We start from the raw sequence: 21,280 nt of genomic DNA on the forward strand, positions 1-21,280 counted from the left end.
TAATTTTCCGACTACCGGCTCAATACCAATTACTTAATATCAACCAGCAAACCCACGTAGGCCAGGCGCCCGATGTTGGGGCCGCCGTACACCTGCACGTTGTTGCTGTCCAGGAGGTTGGCGCCGCCGGCCTGCACCGTGGTGGCCAGGCGCGGAATGGTGTAGCCCACGTAGGCATCCAGGGAGCTGTAGTTGGCCAGCTCGCCCACCGCAAACGGCGTTTCGTAGAGGTGGCCCTGCGCCCAGCGGTAGTTGGCGGAATAGCTCAGCTGCCCGGCCGTGCCGCTGGCACCCAGGTTGAACTTGTGCTTAGGCGTGTTAAAGAACGTCTGGAAGTTCTCATCCGAGATGCGCGAGCGGTCCAGCACGTTCAGGCTATAGTTGGCGCTCAGGGTCAGTGGCTTGACCACGGTGTAGTTCACGCCGGCCGAGCCGCCCTGGGTGTGTACTTCCTGGTCGGCATTGGTCCACACCTGCAACACCCGGCCCGGGTTGGGCGGGGTACCGTTGGGGTTGCCAATGAAGCGCTGCGCCCCGATGAAGTCGTTGTACTGGCTGCGGTAGTAGTTCAGGTCGACGTACAGCTTGTTGCTGAGCGTGCCGCGGTAGCCCACTTCGTAAGTGCTCAGGCGCTCCAACTGCAGCGGGTCTACGTGGATGGGAACCGAAGGCGCGGTGGTCGAGGGCAGCGTCAGGCCGTCGAAGCCCTTGCCCACGTTGCCGAGCAGCAGCACCGGGCCCACGTCGAGGCGGACGTACTGGTCGAGCTGGGTGGGGGAGCGGAAGGCGCGGCCGTAGCTGGCGCGGAAGCTGTGCTGGCGGTTTTCGCCCACCGAGTACACCGCCGAGGCCCGCGGCGACACGGCCGGGTCGAAGTTCTTGAAAGCGTCGACGCGTACGGCCAGGGCCAGCTTCAGCCGGTCGTCGAGCAGCTGCTGGCTGAACTGGGTGTAGGCGCCCATTTCGTGGTTCTGGATGCGCTGGTCGTCGTCGGAAAAGAACTGCCCGTTCGAGCCCAGGCGGAACTTGCGGTACGAAGCACCCAGAATCAGGCTGGTGCTCTTGCCGAAGCGGAAGTCGTACTGGGCGTTGCCCTCGTTGAGCAGGGAGCTGGGGTTCAGGCGCGCGCCCCGGCCCGGCCGGTTGTCCTGGATGATGGCCGCGCGCAGCTCCCCGAACCGGGCGTCGCCGGGGGCGAGCTGGGTGGCGTTGGCGGCCTTCTGGGCCTCCGCCAGGGCCTGCTCCACCGGCAGGCTGCCCGCACGGGCCTGCTTGTAGGCGCCGTTGTAGGTGCCAAAGAACCGCTGGGCATAGGTCGTGGCAGAACCTTCGGCTATCGGCGAGTTCTGAATGAACGCGCCCAGAAAGCCCAGATCGTAGGAGTTGTTGCCGAAGTCCTGGGTGGAAGAGCCGCGCAAAAACCACCGCTCCCCGCGCAGCTCGCCGCGGTACTGGTTGGTGCCGAAGTCGCGCAGGCGGTAGCGGCTGGAGCTCTGGTAGCTGGCCGTGCCCCGGTTGATGCTGGCCCCCACCGTCGCCTTTATCTTGTCGGTGAGCAGGTACGACACCGTCGGCACCACCTTGAAGGCCTTGGCTTTGTTGTCGTCGGCTACCAGCGTGGTTTCCGCGAAGCCGGGCATAAATACTGTCTTGCCGTACAGCTCGGGGCTGGTGCCGCCCGGCAGCTGCTGCGCCGGGTTGAAGGTGTTCGACACGTCGCCGTAGCGGTTCACCGCGTCGTAGCCCAGGGGCGAGCCGGCCGGGTTGTTATTGGGCGTCACGCGCAGGCTGGCCGGGCTGTAGTTGCTGGCCAGCCAGTCATCGGCCGTCAGGTAGCTGCCGAGCACCTTGAAGGCGAAGCGCTTCCCGATTTTGTGGGCGTAGCGTAGCTGCCCGTCGAAGTAGCTGCGCTGCCCGCCGCGCACCCGCGCCGAGAAGCCCTCCGTCACGAACGGGTCCTTGGAGTTGAGCAGCACCACGCCGTTGAAGGCGTTGGCCCCGTACAGCGCCGAGGCCGGCCCGTGAATTACTTCGATGCTGGCAATATCCAGCTCCGGCAGGCCGGTAAGGTTGCCCGAGTTGATGTTGAGCGAGGGCGACTGGGTGTCGAAGTAGTCGACCAGCTGAATCACCCGCTCCGACTTGGGCGAGTTGAATCCGCGGGTGCTGAGGCTGCTCATCACCATGCTCGACGAGTTCACGTCGATGCCCTTGAACTGGTTGAGGCCGGCCAGCACGTCGGGCGGGGGCAGGCGCTGCACCTGGACGGCACCCACCTTCTCCACCGTCACCGGCGCCTGCTGCAGGGATTCTTCCACGCGGGAAGCCGCCACCACCACTTCGTTGAGCGTCACAGCTTCGTTGAGCGTCACCACCACGTCGGGGGTGGGCTTGCTCAGCTCCAGCTCGCGGGTTTCGTAGCCCACGAAGGACACGGAAATGACCACCGGCCCGTCGCTGAAGTCGGCGGGCAGCGAAAACTGCCCTTCCCGGTTGGTGCCGGTGCCGATCAGGGTGCCTTTTAAAAATACCGTAGCGCCGGGAATGGGCTGACCGGCATCATTGCGCACGACGCCACCCACGCCGGCTTCTGATTGCGCCAGGGCTGGCAGAGCCAGCACAGCGCCGCCCAGGGCCAGTAGGCCAGGGTACAGTTGCCGCATAACAAGAGAAGAAAGAGGGAAGAAAGACGCAGCATAACGTTCCGGGATACGCTGCATGCCTACAAATTTCCGTAATCTTTCCGGATTTATAATGCCTTGATTAATATAATGCTAGCTAATTCCCGCTGGGCTGGTGCTAAATGCATTTTCAGCCCTCCTAAAGCTGTTAATATCGAATATCCGGGTGTCCAGTCAGACTGGGGCAGTCCAGGTCGCCGAGGGTAAAATCACCGATTTGAAGCTGGCCCGGGCCAGCATCTGTAGCAGCTGCTTGCTCCGCGTAGGCTGCTTCGCTTGCTACAGGTTTGGGCGTACTATCTTGGCTTACAGCTCCAAATATTGGTTGCGGTGTGATTAGACGGGGAGTAGGAAATGCAATCATGTTGGGGTAGGGTGCTTTGGTACTTAAGGGAGAATTAATGGTAAGGTAGGTAATCATACGGTGTTTACTGTACTAAGTCAATAATGCTTGTGTATTTTCTGGTAATAGTATCATTTGTAGTAGCATTTGCTGTTACAATCGGGGAAGAAGTATTCAGTGTGCGTATAAGCGGAATGCCTTACTTTCGGCGCCACGCATTCCCCGTATGACGACTTCTGCCACCCCCACGCCGGGCATCCCGACTCCGGCCGCCGATACCAACCGTCTGACCATTACCGGTGCCGGCCTGGTCGGTTCCCTGCTCGCGCTGTACCTGGCCCGCCGTGACTACCAGGTAGATGTGTACGAGCGGCGCCCCGACCCGCGCCGCGCCGGCGTCGATGCCGGCCGCTCCATCAACCTGGCCCTGTCGGACCGCGGCTGGCGGGCGCTGGAGGGCGTGGGCATTGCCGAAGCGGTGCGGGAAGTGGCCATTCCGATGTATGGGCGGGTGATGCACGACGCGCACGGCAACCTCAGCCAGCAGCCCTACGGTCAGCCCGGGCAGGGCATTTTTTCGGTGTCGCGGGGCGGGCTGAACCGCCGTCTGCTGGAGCTGGCCGAAGCCGAAGCCGGCGTGCGGCTGTTCTTTGGCCAGCAGTGCCTCGACGTGAACCTGCGCCAGCAGGAGCTGCACCTGCGCGACATCGAAACCGGCGCGGAGCAGCACGTGGGCTACCAGCACCTCTTCGGCACCGACGGCGCCTTCTCGGCCGTGCGCGGCGCCCTGCAGAAAACGGAGCGGTTCGACTACTCGCAGTCCTACCTCGAATACGGCTACAAGGAGCTGACCATTGCGGCGGCGCCGGATGGCGGCTGGGTGCTGGAAAAGCACGCGCTGCACATCTGGCCGCGCGGCAGCTACATGATGATTGCCCTGCCCAACCTCGATGGGACCTTCACCTGCACGCTGTTTTTCCCCTTCGAGGGTGCCGACTCGTTTGCCTCGCTGCAGACGCCCGCCGACGTGACGGAGTTTTTCGGGCGCGTCTTCCCCGATGCGCTGCCGCTGATGCCGGAGCTGACCGACGACTTCTTCCACAACCCCACCTCCTCGCTGGTGACGGTGAAGTGCTTTCCCTGGTCGCTCGGCGACGAGGCGTTGCTGCTCGGCGACGCGGCTCACGCCATCGTGCCCTTCTACGGGCAGGGCATGAACGCCGGCTTCGAAGACTGCACCGTGCTCGACGAGCTGATGGAGCGGCACGGCGCCGACTGGCAGACGGTGTTCCGCGAGTTTCAGCAACTGCGTAAGCCCAACACCGACGCCGTGGCCGACCTGGCCGTGTACAACTTCGTGGAAATGCGCGACAAGGTGGCCGACCCGCGCTTTCTGCTGCAGAAGAAAATCGAGGGCAAAATATCGGCCCAGTACCCCGGGCAGTGGACTTCGCTCTACTCCCAGGTCACCTTCTCGCACCGACCCTACGCCGAAGCCTGGGCCAACGGCCAGCGCCAGGACGCCATCATGGCCCGCCTGATGAAGCACATCGAGACCGAAGCCGACTACGACCGGCCCGAGGTGCAGGCAATGGTGGAAAAGGAGCTGGAGCGGGCCGGGTAACCGGCGTTAGAGTGCGCTGAACGTCAGCCCTATCACCGTGCCCAGGCCCAGCCCGGCCAGCACCTGTGCGCGGGTGTGGGCGCGCAGCCGCAGCCGGGCCCAGCCCACGGCCGCCGCCAGCAGCACTACGGCCAGCAAAGTGAGCGGGGCGGCGCTACCACTGCCCGGGGCCGTCAGCAGCCACAGGCTCAGCCCGCTGGCGCCGCCCATGCCCACGCCGTGCGCGCTGATTTTCCACCATAGCGTAATAAGCGTAGTCAGCAGCACCGATACGGTGATGCCGGCGAATAGCCGACTTAGCAGACTGGCCTGCGGGGCGTAGCTGGCCAGCAGCACGGCCGCCGCCGCAAAGCCACCGGCGGCCAGCAGCAGCGGGGCGGTGCGCTGCCGGCGGTCGGGCAGTTCCACCGAGCTGATGAGGCCGAAGCGGGCCATCAGGCCAATCAGCAAACTGGGCAGCCAGAAGCTCAGCGCCCAGGCTTGGAGCAGCAAAGCCGCTGGCACCGGTGCCACCCCGGACACCGGCAGCCGGCCGGGCCAGCCGTAGCAGAGCAGCAGCACCAAGTACGTGGGCACCAGCATCGGGTGTAGCACAACGGACAGGCCGTAAGCCAGACGGTCTTTCAAATCGACGGAAAAAGAAAAGCGAAGAAGGCGGAACGGCGGCAAACCACCAACTCCGTCTTCTTCGCTTTTGCGGGAATGGACTTGCTTATAGCTCCTTGCGCAGCCGCGCCACCGGAATGTTCAGCTGCTCGCGGTACTTGGCCACGGTGCGCCGAGCAATGTTATAGCCGCGGGTGTTGAGCATCTTTTCCAGCTTGTCGTCCGACAGCGGGCGGCGCTTGTCCTCGGCTTCGATGATTTCCTTCAGAATGTGCTTCACCTCCCGCGAGCTGGCATCCTCGCCCGAGTCGGTGGCAATGCCTTCGGAGAAGAAGTACTTCAGCGGGTAAATGCCGAATTCCGTCTGCACGGCCTTGGAGTTGGCCACCCGGCTCACGGTGCTGATGTCCATGCCGATTTCGGTGGCTATGTCCTTCAGAATCATGGGCCGTAGCTTGCTTTCGTCGCCGTCGAGGAAAAACTCGCGCTGGTAGCGCACGATGGAGTCCATGGTGCGCAGCAGGGTGTTCTGGCGCTGCTTGATGGCGTCAATAAACCACTTGGCCGCGTCCAGCTTCTGCTTCACGAAGGTCACGGCCTCCTTGAGCTTTTTGTCCTTGCGGGCACCCTTGTCGTAGGCCTGAAACATCTCCTGGTAGTCGCGGCTCACGCGCAGGTCCGGGGCGTTGCGGGCGTTCAGGGTCAGGCTCAGGTCGCCGTTGTCGTTGGTCAGAATGAAGTCGGGGATGATGTACTGCACCCGGCCGCCGCCGGTGGGGCCGGAGCCGCCGGGCTTGGGGTTGAGTTTCAGAATCAGGCTGATGGCGTCCTTTAGCTCGTCGTCTTCCAGGTCCAGCTTCTGCTGAATGCGCTGGTAGTGCTTCTTGGTGAACTCGTCGAACGTGTCCATCAGAATGTGCTGGGCGTGGTCCACCATGTCGTCGTGGGGGCGGCGGTCCAGCTGCAGCAGCAGGCACTCGCGCAGGTCGCGGGCCCCGATGCCGGGCGGGTCGAAGGTCTGAATCAGGCGCAGCACCTGCTCGATTTCCGCCTCCGTGGCGTCGATGTTCTGCGAGAAGGCCAGGTCGTTGACGATGGCGCCCAGGTCGCGGCGGATGTAGCCGTCGGCGTCGATGGAGCCGATGAGCTGCCGCCCGATGGCCTCTTCCTTGTCGTCGAGGTCCATGAAGCGCAGCTGCTCGAACAGCGAGTCGGTGAGGGTGCTGCTGGTATCGGCCAGGGGCATGTCGCGCTCTTCCTCGTCGCCGCCGTTGTCGCCCTGCATCTTGTAGCCGGCTATTTCGTCGTCGTTGAGGTAGTCATCGATGTCGAGGTCGTCGCTTTCCTTGGTTTCGCTGGTGTCCTCGTCCTTGGGCAGCTCGATTTCGGGCTCGGGCACCTCGTCGAAGTCCTCGTCGAGAATGTTTTCCTCGTTGTCGTACTCTTCGCCCTCGGCCGGCTCGTCGGGCGTATCGTCGTCCGCGTCGTCGCCAAACTCGTCGTCGGCGTCCTCATCGGCCAGGTCGGCTTCCTCCGCGTCGCCCTCTTCCAGGGCCGGATTCATCTCCAGCTCTTCCTTGATGCGCATTTCCAGCTCCGCCGTAGGAATTTGGAGGAGCTTGATGAATTGGATCTGTTGGGGGGACAGCTTCTGCGAGAGAAGCTGCTTCATGTCCAGTCTTTGCATGGCGGAGGTAAGCGGTGCGGGGCGCCAAAAGTAGCAGGCGCGGGCCTGCCAAATATAGCCTACTGTGTACTTGAGTTCGGGGCGAAAGGTTGGTGAGCGAGGGGGAGGACCGGTAATGCAGGCCAAATGACGAAGAACGTCATGTCGAGCGAAGTCGAGACATCTCGCTGGATAGTAATTCCAATCATCCGGTTACTATCCGCAGTCAGCACGCGAGATGTCTCGACTTCGCTCGACATGACGTTCTGATTTGCTCTGAATGACGAATGGGTTTGTTCGGAATGACGGGCAAGGCGCGTATTTTTGCCGGCTCAACTTCATTGCTAAGACGATGTCCGTCAGAAGATCAAGCGTAGAGGCGCTGCTGACCAGCCAGGAGCTGGACCGCGAAGTGCTCGTAAAAGGCTGGGTGCGAACCCGCCGCGGCAACAAATACGTGCAGTTTATTGCCGTCAACGACGGCTCGACCATCAATAATCTGCAGGTAGTAGCCGACGCTGAGAAGTTTCCGGAGGAAACGCTGAAGGACGTCACCACCGGCTCGTGCATTGCCGTGCGCGGCAAGCTGGTGGCCTCGCAGGGCAAGGGCCAGGCCACTGAAGTGCAGGCTCTCGAAATCGAGGTGCTGGGCAAGGCCGACCCCGAGACCTACCCGCTGCAGAAGAAGGGCCACTCCCTGGAATTCCTGCGCGAAATTGCCCACCTGCGCCCCCGCACCAACACCTTCGGGGCGGTGCTGCGCCTGCGCCACGCGCTGGCCTTCGGCATTCACCAGTACTTCAACGACCGGGGCTTCTTCTACGTCCACACGCCCATCATCACCGGCTCCGACGCCGAGGGCGCGGGCCAGATGTTCCGCGTGACCACCCTGCCCGACCAGAACCCGCCGCTCAACGACGCCGGGCAGGTCGACTATTCGGAGGACTTCTTCGGCAAAGCCACCAACCTGACCGTTTCGGGGCAGCTGGAGGGCGAGCTGGCCGCCATGGCCCTGGGCCAGGTGTATACCTTCGGGCCGACTTTCCGCGCCGAAAACTCCAACACGGCCCGCCACCTGGCCGAGTTCTGGATGATCGAGCCGGAAATGGCCTTCTACGACCTGCAAGACAACATGGACCTGGCGGAGGATTTCCTGCGCTACCTGGTGCGCTACGCCCTGGAGAAGTGCCCGGCCGATCTGCAGTTCCTCAACGACCAGTACGACAAGGAGCTGCTCAACCGCCTGCGCTTCGTCATCGACAACGACTTCCAGCGCCTGACCTATACCGAGGCAGTGGATATCCTGAAGACGGCCAAGCAGAAGTTTGAATTCCCGGTGGACTGGGGCACCGATCTGCAGTCGGAGCACGAGCGGTACCTGGTGGAGAAGCACTTCAAGAAGCCGGTGATTCTGACGAACTACCCGAAGGACATCAAGGCCTTCTACATGAAGCTCGACGAGGACGGCCGCACCGTGCGCGCCATGGACGTGCTTTTCCCCGGCATCGGCGAAATCATCGGCGGCTCGCAGCGCGAGGAAGACCTGGAGAAGCTGCGCGGCCGCATGCAGGAAATGCACGTGCCCGAGGACGAGCTGTGGTGGTACCTCGACACCCGCCGCTTCGGCGCCGCCCCGCACTCGGGCTTCGGCCTGGGCTTCGAGCGCCTGGTGCTCTTCGTGACCGGCATGACCAACATCCGCGACGTGATTCCCTTCCCGCGCTTCCCGAAGAACGCGGAGTTTTAAGCGCTCAGGCGGCGCCAAACAACAACGTCCGGCTAGCATAGCTTATCCTTAGCCAACACTCAAAGCCGCCCGGTCACTTGACCGGAGCGGCTTTTTGTATGTTGTGGGCATGAGGGTATCAACTGATTTTGGGAATGCCCTAGTCTGGACGCTGCGGTATTTCGGCACCGTCAGTTGGAAGACGTTCGTCGTACGAGCCACGTTTACCGCTTGGCCGCCGGCTGACTGGTCATGGATTGAAGTGAAGATAAACGGCTGGGGGATACACCTGCTGCATGCGTCCTGGCTGGCTAAGAAAGCGCAGGCCACCGAAGCCGTGCCCGCTGCTGGGTAACGAGCGGCCCCGCCGCGCGGGCTTTACCGGAAGTCCGTCCGCCGCGCCCGCCCAAACCCATCCTGCTGCACCTAGGCCGGGCGTTTTTGTCGCATCAACATGCGACAAAAACGCCTAGGCATTCGCCTTACCTTTATCGTGCCTGCGTATCGGGGCCACCATCACGCTCTACCTCCACACCTCTTGCCATGATTCATAAGTACCTGCTAGCAGCCCTGCTGCTGACGGCTGCCGCGCCCGCCGCGCTGGCCCAGACCACCGGCTCGGTGGGCATCGGCACCACCAGCCCCGCCGCCTCGGCGGCGCTGGAAGTGCGCAGCACCAGCAAGGGGCTGCTGCTGCCCCGCCTGACGGTGGCCCAGCGCGACGCCCTCACGGCCAGCACCACCGCCCCGCCCGTGCCGGGCCTGCTCATCTACCTCACCGACGGCACGCCCGGCCTGTATGCCTACGACGGCACGGCCTGGGTGCGCCTGGGGGCCGACAACCTGGGCAACCACACGGCCACCCAGACCTTAAACCTGAACGAGCAGCGCCTGCTGGGCAGCGTAAGCAACTCCCTGGGCGACTCCGCCGCCCAGGTGGAGTTGAACGCCAGCGTGGGCACGCAGAGCGCCGCGCTCATCACCCGCAGCAACTTCGGGGCGAAGTACTCCCGCGCCATCCTCTCGGGCTACGGCAAGCTGCCCGAGGGTACCAGCACGGCCAACGACTACGGCATCTGGGCCACGGCCTACCGTGGCGGCGGCTGGGCGGGCTTTTTCTCGGCGGGCAACATCACCACGCCCCTGCGCTGGGTAGGCATCTGCCAGAACCCGGGCTACAACGGCACCGGCTCGGCCATTCGCATCGTCGATGGCACCCAGGGCGCGGGCAAGGTGCTGACGTCGGACGGCGCCGGCTACGGTACCTGGCAGCCGGTGCCCGCCCCCACGGTGGCTGGGGGCAACTTCAACCTGGGCCCGTACTACTTGGTGGGCAACGGCGGCGCCACGGGCATTGCCATTACCAGCGCGGGGCGGGTGGGCATCAATACCACCACGCCCTACTCGCAGCTGGCCAATACGGCCACCAACATCATCGGCAGCGAAGGCACCGGCGGCAACCCCGGCTCCCTGGCCTGGGCCGCCAGCCAAGCGGGCTACGTGGGCATGTTCTACAACGCCAGCACCGCCAGCAACGCCTCCGGCTTAGCCGTTAAAATAGCCGCCACTGGTACCGCCGCCGCCCTCGACGTAAGTCAGGAGGCCACCCAGGACGCGGACGGCACCCCGCTGCTGCGAGTACTGGGCAACGGCACCGTGGGTATCGGCATCAGCACCCCCGGCGGGGGCCTGCACGTAATCACGGGCAACAGCGGCGTGGCCAGCGGCACGGGGGCCATCCTCAGCGGTCCGCCCACCGGCAACCCTAACCTGGAGCTGCGCGGCGGCGCCACGGCCGTCACGCCCTACGTCGACCTGGCCGAAACCAGCGGCGTGGACTACAGCAGCCGCCTGCTCAGTTCGGGCGGCACCCTAAACGTGTACGGAGCCAACGCCACGGCGCTGAAGGTGAACGGCAACGCCGCGGTGACGGGCTCCATGACGGTGAACGGGGTGAACGTCACCTCCGACCGACGCTTCAAAACCAACGTTCGTCCCCTGGGCAGCGCCCTGGCCGCCGTGCTGGCCCTGCGCGGGGTGCGCTACGAGTGGAACGCGCTGGGGGTGCAGCACGGCGGCACAGCCGGGGCCAGCCAGGTGGGCCTGCTGGCGCAGGAAGTCGAGCAAGTGTACCCCGAGTTGGTGAGCACCGGCGCCGATGGCTATAAGGCCGTCAACTACGCCCAGCTCACGCCCGTGCTCATCGAGGCCCTCAAGGAGCAGCAGCAGCAGATTGAGGCCCTCCAAGCCCGTGCCGCCCACGCTCAGGCCGAATTACAAATGGTGAAAGCCCAAGCTACCGCCGCTAAAGCCCAAGCCACCGCCACGCTGGAAACCTTCGAGACCCGGCTGCGGCGGCTGGAGGCGGCCGGGGAGGGGCAGGCCCGGCGGTAACACCCGCACCGGAGCGGTCCGTCCGCTCCGGTGCACTTACTTTTATCCATAACCTTTAAACAGTGGGGCCGCTGGCGTGACAACCGCCGTTTCGAGTACCTGCTGGCTGATTTGCGCGAGTTGGCGCGGCTGCTGGCCGGGTGCGGGGCCTACCCAACCGCCATTATTCTGGACTCGCGCACGATTCAGAGTACGCCCGGGCTATGATGGCGCCAAGCGGCGCCAGGGCAGCAAGGTGCATGTGGCCGTGGACACGCTGGGCCATTTGCTGGCTGCCGTGGTCACAACGGCCAACGAGCCGGACCGCGGGCAAGTCGCTGCCCTCTGTGAACAGGTGCAGCGCGTCACGGGCCAGAAGCTGCAGGTCGCCTACCCGGACCAGGGCTACACGGGCGAAGAAACGGCGTGCGCCGCTGTGCACACCATTGACTTACAGGTTGTTGTCAAGCTCGAAGGCCGGAAGGGATTCGTCCTGTTGCCCCGCCGGTGGGTCGTTGAACGCAGCTTCGGCTGGGCCGCCCGCTTCCACCGCCTGGCCCGCGACTACGAATGCTTGGCCCTGACGATGCAGCAGTTTCACTTTCTTGCCTTTGTCACCTTAGCTATTAGCAAAAGGTGTGTTTCTGACCACTTGTCCATAACAGCCATCTAGAGCACCAAAGCTAAATCAGGGTGGAACAGTACGCGGGTTAGTGGCTTCTGAATAATGCAACACCTACTGTCAGTGTGTACTGCCCGGCCGCTTAGGCGAGTCGCCAAACAACGCCCCGGCTGTAGCTCGGCGCAGCCACAGCAGCGCCGCCGCAAAGCCGCTCAGCAGGCCAAAGCCCGTGAGCTGCAGCAGCTGCCCGTACTGCTCGGTGGTGGTGGCCAGGCGGCTGTGCTCGGGCTGAGTTGGTACATAGATGATGGGCACTTTGTCGCCTACCTGGTAAGTCGCCGGGGAGTTGTGGAAGCGGTTGACCAGCCGCACCGCACGGCCCTGGTAGCTGGCCGCGACGCTGTACTCAATGGTAGCGTCGCCGGGCTTGCGGGTAGTGGCGCGCTTGTCGTTTTTATCGGATGAAGGCAGAATTACGCGCCGCTGTGTCACGGTACCGACGAGCGGTACGCCCTCGGTGCGCCGGGCCAGCACGCCCCGCGCCTCCTGCGCCGCCAGGTAGAGCAGCACCACGCAGAACACCGCCGCTACCAAGGAGGCAATGTAGTGCGCCGCGTGGGGACGGCCGGCGGTAGAAGCAGGGCTGGGGGCCATGCCGCCAAAGCTAGCAGTAGTTGCGCAGCTCCCGGTCATCCACCGCCGCCAGCTTGTCGAGGCGCAACTCGAAACCGTCGGTCAGGCGCAGGTACTCCACTTTGGCGCGGATGTAGAGGTCTTGAATGACGCCTTCGCGGGTGCTGAGCGGGGCGGCGGGCGTTTCGCGGAAATGCAGGACGCAGCGCTGCCGGGTGGTGGCGCGGGCTTCCAGCTCGTCGTAGAAGGAACAGCTGATGGGGCGGTAGTCGCTCATGGCGTGGGGGATTTAGCTGCTTAACCCAAGTGGGCACGTAAACGTTGGGAGTAGCAGTTGTCACCCCTGCCGCCCCGTTCTCATGGCCGATTCCCCGGAATTTGACCTGGCCCCCGCCGACGCCCTGCGCGACGGGGAGCTGAAAGCCTTTCCCGCCGCCGATACCCAGGTGCTGCTGCTGCGCCACCACGGGCAGTACCGCGCCTTTGCCGCGCACTGCCCGCACTACGGCGCCCCGCTGGAAAAAGGCCGGCTGGTGGGCGAGCAGCTCGTCTGCCCCTGGCACCACGCCTGCTTCCGGGTGGCCGATGGCAAGCTCTGCGAGCCGCCCGCCCTGGACGATTTGCCCCGGTACCCGTTGCGCGAAGTCGACGGCCGCCTGTGGGTGACGCTGCCCCCGGCCGCGCCCAAAGTGCCCGCGTCGCCCGACGCTACGCCGACGGCCGAAACGGGCGGGGCGGCTCCGGCACTGCGTCAGGGGCGCCCCACCGACGCCCGCGTGTTCGTCATCGTAGGGGCCGGCACCGCCGGGCAGATGGCCGCCCAGACGCTGCGCACCGAAGGCTTTGCCGGGCGCGTGCTGCTCATTGGGGCCGAGGCCGAGGCGCCCTACGACCGCACCAAGCTCAGCAAAGCCTACCTCGCCGGCAAGACCGACGACGCGCACCTGCCGCTGCGCTACGACTCGTTTTACCGCGACTACCACATCGAGCGCCTGACCGAAACACCCGTCAGCGGGCTGGACGCGGCCAAACACGAGCTGCACTTCGCCGATGGCCGGGCGCCGCTTCACTACGACGCGCTGCTGCTGTGCCCCGGCAGCACGCCGCGCGCCCTCCCCGCCGCCGTGCCCGGCCACGATTTGCCGGGCCTGTTCGTGCTCCGCAGCCACGCCGACGCGCACCGCCTGCGCGACGCGGCCCAGGATGCCCGGCACGTGGTCGTCATCGGCGGCAGCTTTATCGGGATGGAAGCGGCGGCCAGCCTGGCCGGGCAGCCGGGGCGCACCGTGACGGTATTGGCCCAGGAAGCCGAGCCGTTTGAACGGGTGCTGGGGCCGCGCATTGGCGCCATGTTTCGCGGGCTGCACGCGGCAAAGGGCGTCAGCTTTCGGGGCGGGGCGGAAGTAGCCGAATTGCGTACCGGCCCGACGGGGCAGCTGGCGACGGTAGTGCTGAAATCGGGTGAAACGCTGCCGGCCGACGTGGTGGTACTGGGCATCGGGGTGCGGCCGGCTACCGATTTTCTGAAAGACGACCTGCCGATGACTAAGGATGGAGGCCTGAAGGTAGGCAAGCGGCTGGGCGTGCAGAAAGGCATCTGGGCCGCCGGCGACGTGGCCGCGTTCGAGCTGCACCCGGCGGGTGGCCGCACGCGCATCGAGCACTGGCGGGTGGCGCAGCAGCAGGGCCGCGTGGCCGCGCTCAACATGTTGGGTCGGGCCGAGTCGTTCAATAAAATACCCTTCTTCTGGACGCAGCAGTTCGGCAAAAGCCTGCGCTACGCCGGCCACGCCACGCACTGGGACGACATCATCTACCACGGCGAAGTCGAGCAGCAGAACTTCCTGGCCCTGTACGTGGGCGAGGGCCGCATCTTGGCCGCCGCCGCCATGAACCGCGACGCGGATATGATTTGCATCGAAGCCCTGCTGGCGCTGGACCGCATGCCCACGCCCGCCGAAGCCCGCCGCGAGGTCGACTGGGCCGAGCGGCTGCGGGCGGCACAGGCGCGGTAGTGAGCTTTTTAACTCGTCGGATGAAAAAAGAGTCGAGCAACGTCCAGCACGGCTGCGGGCATTGCTGAACATAAAAAAGCCGCCCCGGCCAAATGACCGGGGCGGCTTTTTCGCTGATTCAAGGAGCCGGCCTAACGCACGCGGCCCCGGCCACCGCCGTGGCCGTTGTTGCCAGGGTTGCCGTTGCCATTGCCGCCGAAGCCGCCCTGACCCCGGCCGGGCTGACCCTGCCCGTAGTCGGGGCGGCCACCGCCGTTGGGTTGGTCGCGGCGGCCGTCGTAGCCACCGCCGCGCCGGTCGTCGTTGTCGTAACGGCCGCCCTGCGAGTTACCGCCCTGGTAGCCGCCGCGGCCGGGGCCGTTGTGGGCGTAGGGCTGGTTGTCGTAGCGGCCGCCGTTCTGGCTGCGGTAGCCGTAGCCGCCGTAGCCACCCTGCCAGCGCGGGCCGGGGGCCGAGCGGTAGTAGCCGGGGCGCCAGCCGCGGGAGTTGCAGTAGCCGCGGTGGTCGTAGATCAGGCCCCAGGGCTGCCGGCCCACGTACTGCACCACCACCGGGTGGAAGTAGCGCGGGTCGTAGCCGGCGTAGTAGGCGGCCGGCAGGGCCGGGGCGCTAACCCAGGTGTTGTAGTAGGGGTCGAAGTACACGTACGACTGGGTGTAGAGGTCGTAGTAGCCGTCGATTTCGGGAATGTAGTAGTACTGCACCCCGGGGCCGACGGGCGGGCCCCAGGCGGGCGCGCCTACGTTCACGTTGACCTGCACCTGGGCCTGCATGGGGCTGCCGTAGAGCAGCGCCAGCAGTAGCAGCGGCAGGGCTGATTTGAGCAATGGTTTCATGAGAAGGGAAAACAGAGAAGTTACTCGCCGTCAACGCAAAAACAGCACCATAATTTTCCACCAGCGGGTGGAGCGTTCAGTACAAGATAGCACCCCGCCGCCGGCTTTCGTATGAAGACTCACCGGTGCCGGCCGTTCGGCACCGGTGAGTCTTCCTCATTCCACTTATTGCTGATTACCAACCATGTTTCGCTTACACCTGCTCCTGCTGAGCAGCTGCCTGCTGCTGGCCTGCTCCCAGGAAAAGCCCGCTGATGCCGCCGTCGACAGCGGCCCGCCGCCCGTGCCCGCCGACTCCCTGGTGTCCGACCCCGATTCGCCGGTTACGCCGGTGCCGCCCGCCATCATCAGCGGCACCGCTGATTCCGCCACGAGTGCGGCCGTGGTCTGGCCCGTCCCGTTTCAGCCCACCGCCGCCAACCGGTGCGCGCGGGTCGCCGCGCGGGCCGCGACCGTCTACCAGCGGCCCGGCGCGAAGGCCCCGAAGTTCGGCCAGCTGACGAGCGGCGAGAACGTAACGCTGCTTGCCCGCACCGCCGACGGCTGGGTGGGCTTCGACCCGGCCACGGCCCAGGCCGCCAACGTGGGCGTTTTCCGCCTGCGCTGGGTGCGGGCCGCCGACGCCTTCGGGCCGGCCGCCCCGGCTTGTGCCGACTTGCCGCTGGTGCAGGCTCCGCCCGCCGGGTGCCTGCTGATGGCTACGCACCCGGTCCCGGTACGCGCCCGCCCGGCCGGTAACGCCGCGCAGATTAGCCTTATACCGGCAGGCAGCTACGCCCGCATCCGGGCGCAGACCAGCGCAACCGGCAAGGGCTGGACGGAAATCGAGGTGCCTGGCCAGGCTGCTCCCGGCTACGTGGCCGAGGCCGATGTGAACCTGAACGGTCCATGTTCGGGGCAATAAAAAAACCGGCGCTACCTGGGCAGGTAGCGCCGGTTTGGCTGTGAGTCAGGCTGCAGAAGCCGCCGCGCTTAGTGCTTGCCGTGGCCTTTACCCTTGCCATTGCCTTTGCCCTTGCCGCCGTGGTCGTCCACCACGATGACGTTGGTGCCGGCGGGCACCACGTAGGCGCCCTTCATCTTCTTGGCCTGGCCGGGAGGCATGCCGTGCGGGTGGCCGTACTTGGCCTTGTGCTGGGTCACGTACACCCAGGGCTGGGCCCCCACGTAGTCGATGACGACGGGGTGAAAGCCGCGCGGGTCGTAGCCGTTGAGGGAGGCCACGCGCATCCACTGGCCGTTTTGCTGCACGATGTACTGCTGGGCGCGCAGGTCGTAGTAGCCGCCGTACTCGGGCACGTAGTAGTACTGGGTGCCGGCCGGTGCGGCTGGGCCCCAGCTCGGCGGGTTGATATTAATGGTTACCTGGGCTTGGGCATCGGTGAAGGCGCCAGCCGTGCCCAACAGGAGCAGGGCCGCGAAGAAGGTTTTTGAGAGCGTTTTCATGGGAGATGAGTAGATGGAGGAATCGGTGTTGGCGGGCGTAAGGCAAGAACGTCGCCAAACTGCGCCGCAGCGCAATACGTAACCTGGAAGGCAGTGGCCGAAACGACCGGGGTAGAACTCGGGAAGCCCGAACGAAATTGCCGCCATCGGGGTTAAAACCTTCTGCAACCCGCTTAGCCAATCTGGCTAATTCCGCTAGCAAATAACTTGTTGCGGCTGGCATGCGGGAGGCTTTTAACGTACTTTCGCGGGCTTATCTGCTACGCACTGCATGGCTAAGAAAAAACCAGCGGCCCCGGCCGCAGCCGAGGCCCCGGCCAAGGCGCCCAAAACGTCCACCGCTGCCGCCAAGCCCCGCAAGGCAGCTGCTTCCAAGCCCGACGCCAACGGGGCCGCGCTGACCGCGGCGCCCGGCGGCAACGGCCACGCGCCCGCGGCTACGGCCGTAGCCGCGCCGGCCACGTCGGCTACGCACTCCTCGGCGGCTACCATTGAGGCGCCGTTCATCGAGGTGTACGGGGCCCGGGAGCACAACCTCAAAAACGTATCGGTGCAGATTCCGCGCGGCAAGCTGGTAGTGTTTACCGGCATCAGCGGCTCGGGCAAGTCCTCCTTGGCCTTCGATACCATTTACGCCGAGGGGCAGCGCCGCTACATGGAGACGTTTTCGGCCTACGCCCGCTCCTTCATGGGCGGGCTGGAGCGCCCCGACGTGGACAAGATTGAGGGCCTTTCGCCGGTTATCAGCATCGAGCAGAAGACGACCTCGCGCAACCCGCGTTCCACGGTGGGCACCATCACCGAGATATACGACTTCCTGCGCCTGTTCTATGCCCGTACCGCCGAAGCCTTCAGCTACGTGACGGGCAAGAAGATGATCCGGCAGAGCGATGACCAGATCATCAACTACATCCTCAAGCACTTCGAGGGCCGCAAGCTGGTGGTGCTGGCCCCCGTGGTGAAGGGCCGCAAGGGCCACTACCGCGAGCTGTTCCAGCAGGTAGCCAAGCTGGGCTTCACCAAGGTGCGCGTCGACGGGGAGCTGCTGGACATTACCAGCAAGATGCAGGTGGACCGCTACAAAATCCACGACATCGAAATCGTCATCGATCGGCTGGTGGTGAAGGAGGACGACCGGTTCCGGCTGTCCGGCTCCATGCAGTCGGCGCTGACGCACGGCAAGGGCACCGCCCTGGTGCTCGACCCGGACGCGAACAAGACGCAGTTCTTCTCGCGCTTCCTGATGGACCCGTCGACGGGCATTGCCTACGACGACCCGGCGCCGAATACCTTCTCCTTCAACTCGCCCTACGGCGCCTGCCCCGTTTGCAACGGCCTGGGCGAGATTCAGCAGATTACCGAGGAATCCGTCATTCCCGACCCCAAGCTGAGCATCAGCCGCGGCGGCATCGCGCCCCTGGGTGAGTACCGCGACATCTGGATTTTCCAGCAGATGAACCTGATTCTGAAGAAGCACAAGGTGTCATTGACCACGCCCATCGAGAAGCTGCCGCGGGAGCTGGTGGAGCGTCTGCTCAACGGTGTGCCCGAGCCGGAGGACGAGGACGACAAGAAGAAAGCCACCTACTCCGAGCCGTTCGAGGGCATCATTCCCTTCCTGCGCCGGCAGATGGAGTCGGAATCGGACAACATCCGCGAGTGGATTCAGCAGTACACCCAGGCCACCGAGTGTCCGGAGTGCCACGGCTACCGCCTGAAGAAAGAGTCCCTGCACTTCAAAATCGACCACAAGCACATCGGCGAGCTGTCGGTGATGGATATCGGCGAGCTGAGCCGCTGGTTCGAAGGCTTGGAGGAGCGGCTGACCGACCGCCAGAACCTTATTGCCCGGGAGCTGCTTAAGGAAATCCGCAAGCGCATCGGCTTCCTGCTGGAAGTGGGCCTGGAGTACCTGAACCTGCACCGCTCCGTGCGGACCCTGTCGGGCGGCGAGTCGCAGCGCATCCGCCTGGCTACCCAGATCGGCACGCAGCTGGTGGGCGTGCTCTACATCATGGACGAACCCAGCATCGGCCTGCACCAGCGCGACAACGAGCGGCTGATCAATGCCTTGAAGCACCTGCGCGACCTGGGCAACTCCGTCATCGTGGTGGAGCACGACAAGGACATGATCATCCACGCCGACCACGTGCTCGACATCGGCCCCGGCGCGGGCATCCACGGCGGGCACGTGGTGGCCGAGGGCGACCCGGACAGCTTCCTGCGCAGCGGTTCGCTCACGGCCCAATACCTGAGCGGCGAGAAGCACATCGAGCTGCGCCGGAAAAAGCGCGAAGGCCACGGTACTGAGCTGCTGCTGAAAGGCGCCAAGGGCCATAACCTCAAGAACGTCACCCTGAAAGTGCCGCTGGGCAAGCTGGTGGCCGTGACGGGCGTGTCGGGCTCGGGCAAGTCGTCGCTCATCCACGACACGCTGTACCCGATTCTGAACAAGCACTTCTTCAACGCCAAGAAGGAGCCGCTGCAGTTCGGCGCCATCGAGGGGCTGGAGCACCTGGACAAGGTCATCGAGGTCGACCAGTCGCCCATCGGGCGCACGCCGCGCTCCAACCCGGCCACCTACACCGGCGTGTTCACCGAAATCCGGCAGCTGTACTCCAACCTGCCGGAGGCCAAAATCCGGGCCTACGGTCCGGGGCGCTTCTCCTTCAACGTGAAGGGCGGGCGCTGCGAAACCTGCGAGGGCGCCGGCATCCGCACCATCGAGATGAACTTCCTACCCGACGTGCACGTGCAGTGCGAAACCTGCAAGGGCCGCCGCTACAACCGCGAAACGCTGGAAGTACGCTTCAAGGGCAAGAGCATCACCGACGTGCTCGACATGACCATCGAGAAGGCGGTAGAGTTCTTTGAGAATCAGCCGCGTATCCTGCGCAAGATCAAGACGCTGGCCGATGTGGGCCTGGGCTATATCACGCTCGGGCAGCAGGCCACCACGCTCTCGGGCGGGGAGGCGCAGCGCGTGAAGCTGGCCACCGAGCTGAGCAAAAAGGACACCGGCCAGACCTTCTACATCCTCGACGAGCCCACCACCGGCCTGCACTTCGAGGACATCCGCCACCTCTCCGACGTGCTGCAGAAGCTGGCCGACAAGGGCAACACCGTGCTCATCATCGAGCACAACCTGGACCTGATCAAAGTTGCCGACCACATCATCGACCTCGGGCCCGAGGGCGGGGCGGGCGGCGGTACCATCGTGGCCCAGGGCCCGCCCGAGCAGGTGGCCAAGGTGAAGAAAAGCCATACGGCCCGCTTCCTGGCCGAGGAGCTGAAAGTCAGCAAGTACGCCGAGGAAAAGCCGGTGGAAACGGGCAAGGACAACGGCGAAGACCAGACGGCTTAGCCCCGCGGGCCATCCGGCCACGAAAAAACGCCACCAGCTATTTCACGGTAGCTGGTGGCGTTTTTTTATTGCCCCGAATGGTCGAGCTTCTTATTTTGGTCGCTTCGTTCTTCGCACCCCACCCACCGTCCATGAAAGTTCTCGTATTTCCCCTGCTGCTCGGCGTGGCCGTGGTGGCCGCTCCGCCCAAACCCGTTCACTGGACCGGCACCATCAGCAACGGCATGAAAGGCGACAAAATCAGCTTCGACGTGGCGCCCGACGGCAAAACCCTCTCGAACCTGACCTTCCAGGGCTACTGGCGCTGCGGCGGCAAGCTGGAGCAGATGACAGCCGGCCCCAAACAGGCATTGACCATTCAAAACGGCAAAGCCAGCGGCGTGGTCGTCGATCCGCCCAAGGGCGGGGCCACCGCCTGGCGCTTCGAGTTCGACGGCGACATCGGCAAAACGGCCGCCAAGGGTACCTTCCGCATGAATATCAACGCCCTGAGCTGCGACACCTACAAACTGCAGTGGACGGCCGCCCCGGGGCAGTAGCCTAGGCCGCTACGGGTTCGGGCTCCTGCGGCTGCTGGGCCGCGGCGTACGCGCGCGTCAGGCGGCGGTAGCGGCGGCCGTAGAGCGTCATCAGCGGCCAGATGAGCATGGGCGCAAACCGGCTCACCCACCACGGAGCGACGAATGTGAGCAGAATGCCGATGACAAATGCCAGCGGCGCCACCATCGGCCGCACAATGTCCAGGTCGGGGTGATGAGCGTCGCGCGGGTCGATGAGGCCGTGGGCGGGGTTGCGCAGGTAGCGCTGCAGCAGCACCTGCATCAGCCCGGTCGTGCTCACGCTCAGGCAGTACACCACGAAGGGCACGTTCACGCCGTTGACGTATTCGCTGTAGTACGCCGAGGTAAACGGCATGAGCACGATGCTGAGCAGGAACAGGATGTTCAGCCAGATCAGCCGGCCGTCGTAGCGGTGCAGAAAGCGGAAGATGCGGTGGTGTGCCGTCCAATAGATGGCAATGACGAAGAAGCCAATGAAGAAGCCGACGAACTTAGGCGTCAGGCGCAGCAAGGCACTCAGCGCGGCGCGGTCGGTGGCGTGGTGCAGCTCCGGTACCTTGATTTCGATGATGAGCAGGGTAATGGCAATGGCAAATACCGCGTCGGTGAACAGAATCAGCCGCTCCAGCTGAAACTCCGTCCGGTCGTGGTGCTCCAGCGGGAGCAGTTCGGCGTGCTGACTCATGGTGGCATCCCGGCCCCGGGGTGTCGTCGGCGGCCTGGCTAAATATAGCAACCCGGCCATGCTGCGCGCAAAAAAGCCGCCCCGATCAGCAGGTCCAGGC

At 64.7% G+C, this 21,280-nt stretch carries 16 protein-coding genes; 8 read left to right on the forward strand and 8 right to left on the reverse strand.

Features of this window, described 5'->3' with window-relative positions; genetic code table 11:
* Positions 1-29: 29 nt before the first annotated feature.
* Positions 30-2,663, reverse strand: coding sequence for a TonB-dependent receptor (locus FDY95_RS05640; protein WP_171025543.1), 2,634 nt, complete (start codon positions 2,661-2,663; stop codon positions 30-32).
* 587 nt (positions 2,664-3,250) lie between these two features.
* Between FDY95_RS05640 and FDY95_RS05645 the strand changes: the two genes are divergently transcribed.
* The gene (locus FDY95_RS05645; protein WP_138075773.1) at positions 3,251-4,648 is read left to right on the forward strand and encodes an FAD-dependent oxidoreductase; all 1,398 of its coding nucleotides are present in this window, start codon (positions 3,251-3,253) and stop codon (positions 4,646-4,648) included.
* A gap of 6 nt (positions 4,649-4,654) precedes the next feature.
* Here the strand turns inward: FDY95_RS05645 and FDY95_RS05650 are convergent, their stop codons facing one another.
* Both FDY95_RS05650 and rpoN read right to left on the reverse strand, forming a co-directional pair.
* On the reverse strand, positions 4,655-5,275 hold the full coding sequence (locus tag FDY95_RS05650; RefSeq protein ID WP_138075774.1) for a hypothetical protein: 621 nt from the start codon (positions 5,273-5,275) through the stop codon (positions 4,655-4,657).
* 85 nt (positions 5,276-5,360) lie between these two features.
* The gene (rpoN, locus tag FDY95_RS05655) at positions 5,361-6,941 is read right to left on the reverse strand and encodes an RNA polymerase factor sigma-54 (RefSeq protein WP_138075775.1); all 1,581 of its coding nucleotides are present in this window, start codon (positions 6,939-6,941) and stop codon (positions 5,361-5,363) included.
* Positions 6,942-7,272: 331 nt separating this feature from the next.
* Between rpoN and asnS the strand changes: the two genes are divergently transcribed.
* The 3 genes from asnS to FDY95_RS05670 all read left to right on the forward strand — a co-directional run bounded on the left by asnS (position 7,273) and on the right by FDY95_RS05670 (position 11,692).
* On the forward strand, positions 7,273-8,667 hold the full coding sequence (asnS, locus tag FDY95_RS05660; protein WP_138075776.1) for an asparagine--tRNA ligase: 1,395 nt from the start codon (positions 7,273-7,275) through the stop codon (positions 8,665-8,667).
* A gap of 522 nt (positions 8,668-9,189) precedes the next feature.
* A complete protein-coding gene (locus tag FDY95_RS05665; RefSeq protein WP_138075777.1) occupies positions 9,190-11,040 on the forward strand; it encodes a tail fiber domain-containing protein in 1,851 nt (616 codons plus the stop codon).
* 76 nt (positions 11,041-11,116) lie between these two features.
* Positions 11,117-11,692, forward strand: coding sequence for a transposase (locus tag FDY95_RS05670; protein ID WP_138075778.1), 576 nt, complete (start codon positions 11,117-11,119; stop codon positions 11,690-11,692).
* A gap of 69 nt (positions 11,693-11,761) precedes the next feature.
* On the opposite strand, the gene FDY95_RS05675 is transcribed toward FDY95_RS05670, so the two are convergent.
* Both FDY95_RS05675 and FDY95_RS05680 read right to left on the reverse strand, forming a co-directional pair.
* Positions 11,762-12,295 carry a DUF3592 domain-containing protein gene (locus tag FDY95_RS05675; RefSeq protein ID WP_171025544.1) on the reverse strand — a complete coding sequence of 178 codons (534 nt, stop codon included), beginning with the start codon at positions 12,293-12,295 and terminating at the stop codon, positions 11,762-11,764.
* Between the two features lie 10 nt (positions 12,296-12,305).
* Positions 12,306-12,551 carry a hypothetical protein gene (locus FDY95_RS05680; protein ID WP_138075780.1) on the reverse strand — a complete coding sequence of 82 codons (246 nt, stop codon included), beginning with the start codon at positions 12,549-12,551 and terminating at the stop codon, positions 12,306-12,308.
* Positions 12,552-12,633: 82 nt separating this feature from the next.
* On the opposite strand from FDY95_RS05680, the gene FDY95_RS05685 reads away from it, so the two are divergent.
* A complete protein-coding gene (locus FDY95_RS05685; protein WP_138075781.1) occupies positions 12,634-14,289 on the forward strand; it encodes an FAD-dependent oxidoreductase in 1,656 nt (551 codons plus the stop codon).
* 131 nt (positions 14,290-14,420) lie between these two features.
* Here the strand turns inward: FDY95_RS05685 and FDY95_RS05690 are convergent, their stop codons facing one another.
* Complete coding sequence (locus tag FDY95_RS05690) at positions 14,421-15,125, reverse strand: hypothetical protein (protein WP_138075782.1); 705 nt, start codon at positions 15,123-15,125, stop codon at positions 14,421-14,423.
* A 184-nt stretch (positions 15,126-15,309) separates the two neighbouring features.
* Here FDY95_RS05690 and FDY95_RS05695 point away from each other — a divergent pair, with 184 nt between their 5' ends.
* Entirely contained in the window at positions 15,310-16,029 is a 720-nt protein-coding gene (locus tag FDY95_RS05695; protein ID WP_138075783.1) for an SH3 domain-containing protein, read from the forward strand.
* Positions 16,030-16,097: 68 nt separating this feature from the next.
* Here FDY95_RS05695 and FDY95_RS05700 read toward each other — a convergent pair whose 3' ends face one another.
* A complete protein-coding gene (locus FDY95_RS05700) occupies positions 16,098-16,571 on the reverse strand; it encodes a hypothetical protein (protein WP_138075784.1) in 474 nt (157 codons plus the stop codon).
* 271 nt (positions 16,572-16,842) lie between these two features.
* On the opposite strand from FDY95_RS05700, the gene uvrA reads away from it, so the two are divergent.
* Together uvrA and FDY95_RS05710 are read left to right on the forward strand one after the other, a co-directional pair.
* Complete coding sequence (gene uvrA / locus FDY95_RS05705) at positions 16,843-19,935, forward strand: excinuclease ABC subunit UvrA (RefSeq protein ID WP_246073939.1); 3,093 nt, start codon at positions 16,843-16,845, stop codon at positions 19,933-19,935.
* Positions 19,936-20,066: 131 nt separating this feature from the next.
* Positions 20,067-20,474, forward strand: coding sequence for a hypothetical protein (locus FDY95_RS05710; protein WP_138075785.1), 408 nt, complete (start codon positions 20,067-20,069; stop codon positions 20,472-20,474).
* A 1-nt stretch (position 20,475) separates the two neighbouring features.
* On the opposite strand, the gene FDY95_RS05715 is transcribed toward FDY95_RS05710, so the two are convergent.
* A complete protein-coding gene (locus FDY95_RS05715; RefSeq protein WP_171025545.1) occupies positions 20,476-21,180 on the reverse strand; it encodes a TMEM175 family protein in 705 nt (234 codons plus the stop codon).
* Positions 21,181-21,280 lie beyond the last annotated feature (100 nt).

Source organism: Hymenobacter jeollabukensis, from assembly GCF_005771675.1.
Lineage (GTDB): Bacteria > Bacteroidota > Bacteroidia > Cytophagales > Hymenobacteraceae > Solirubrum > Solirubrum jeollabukense.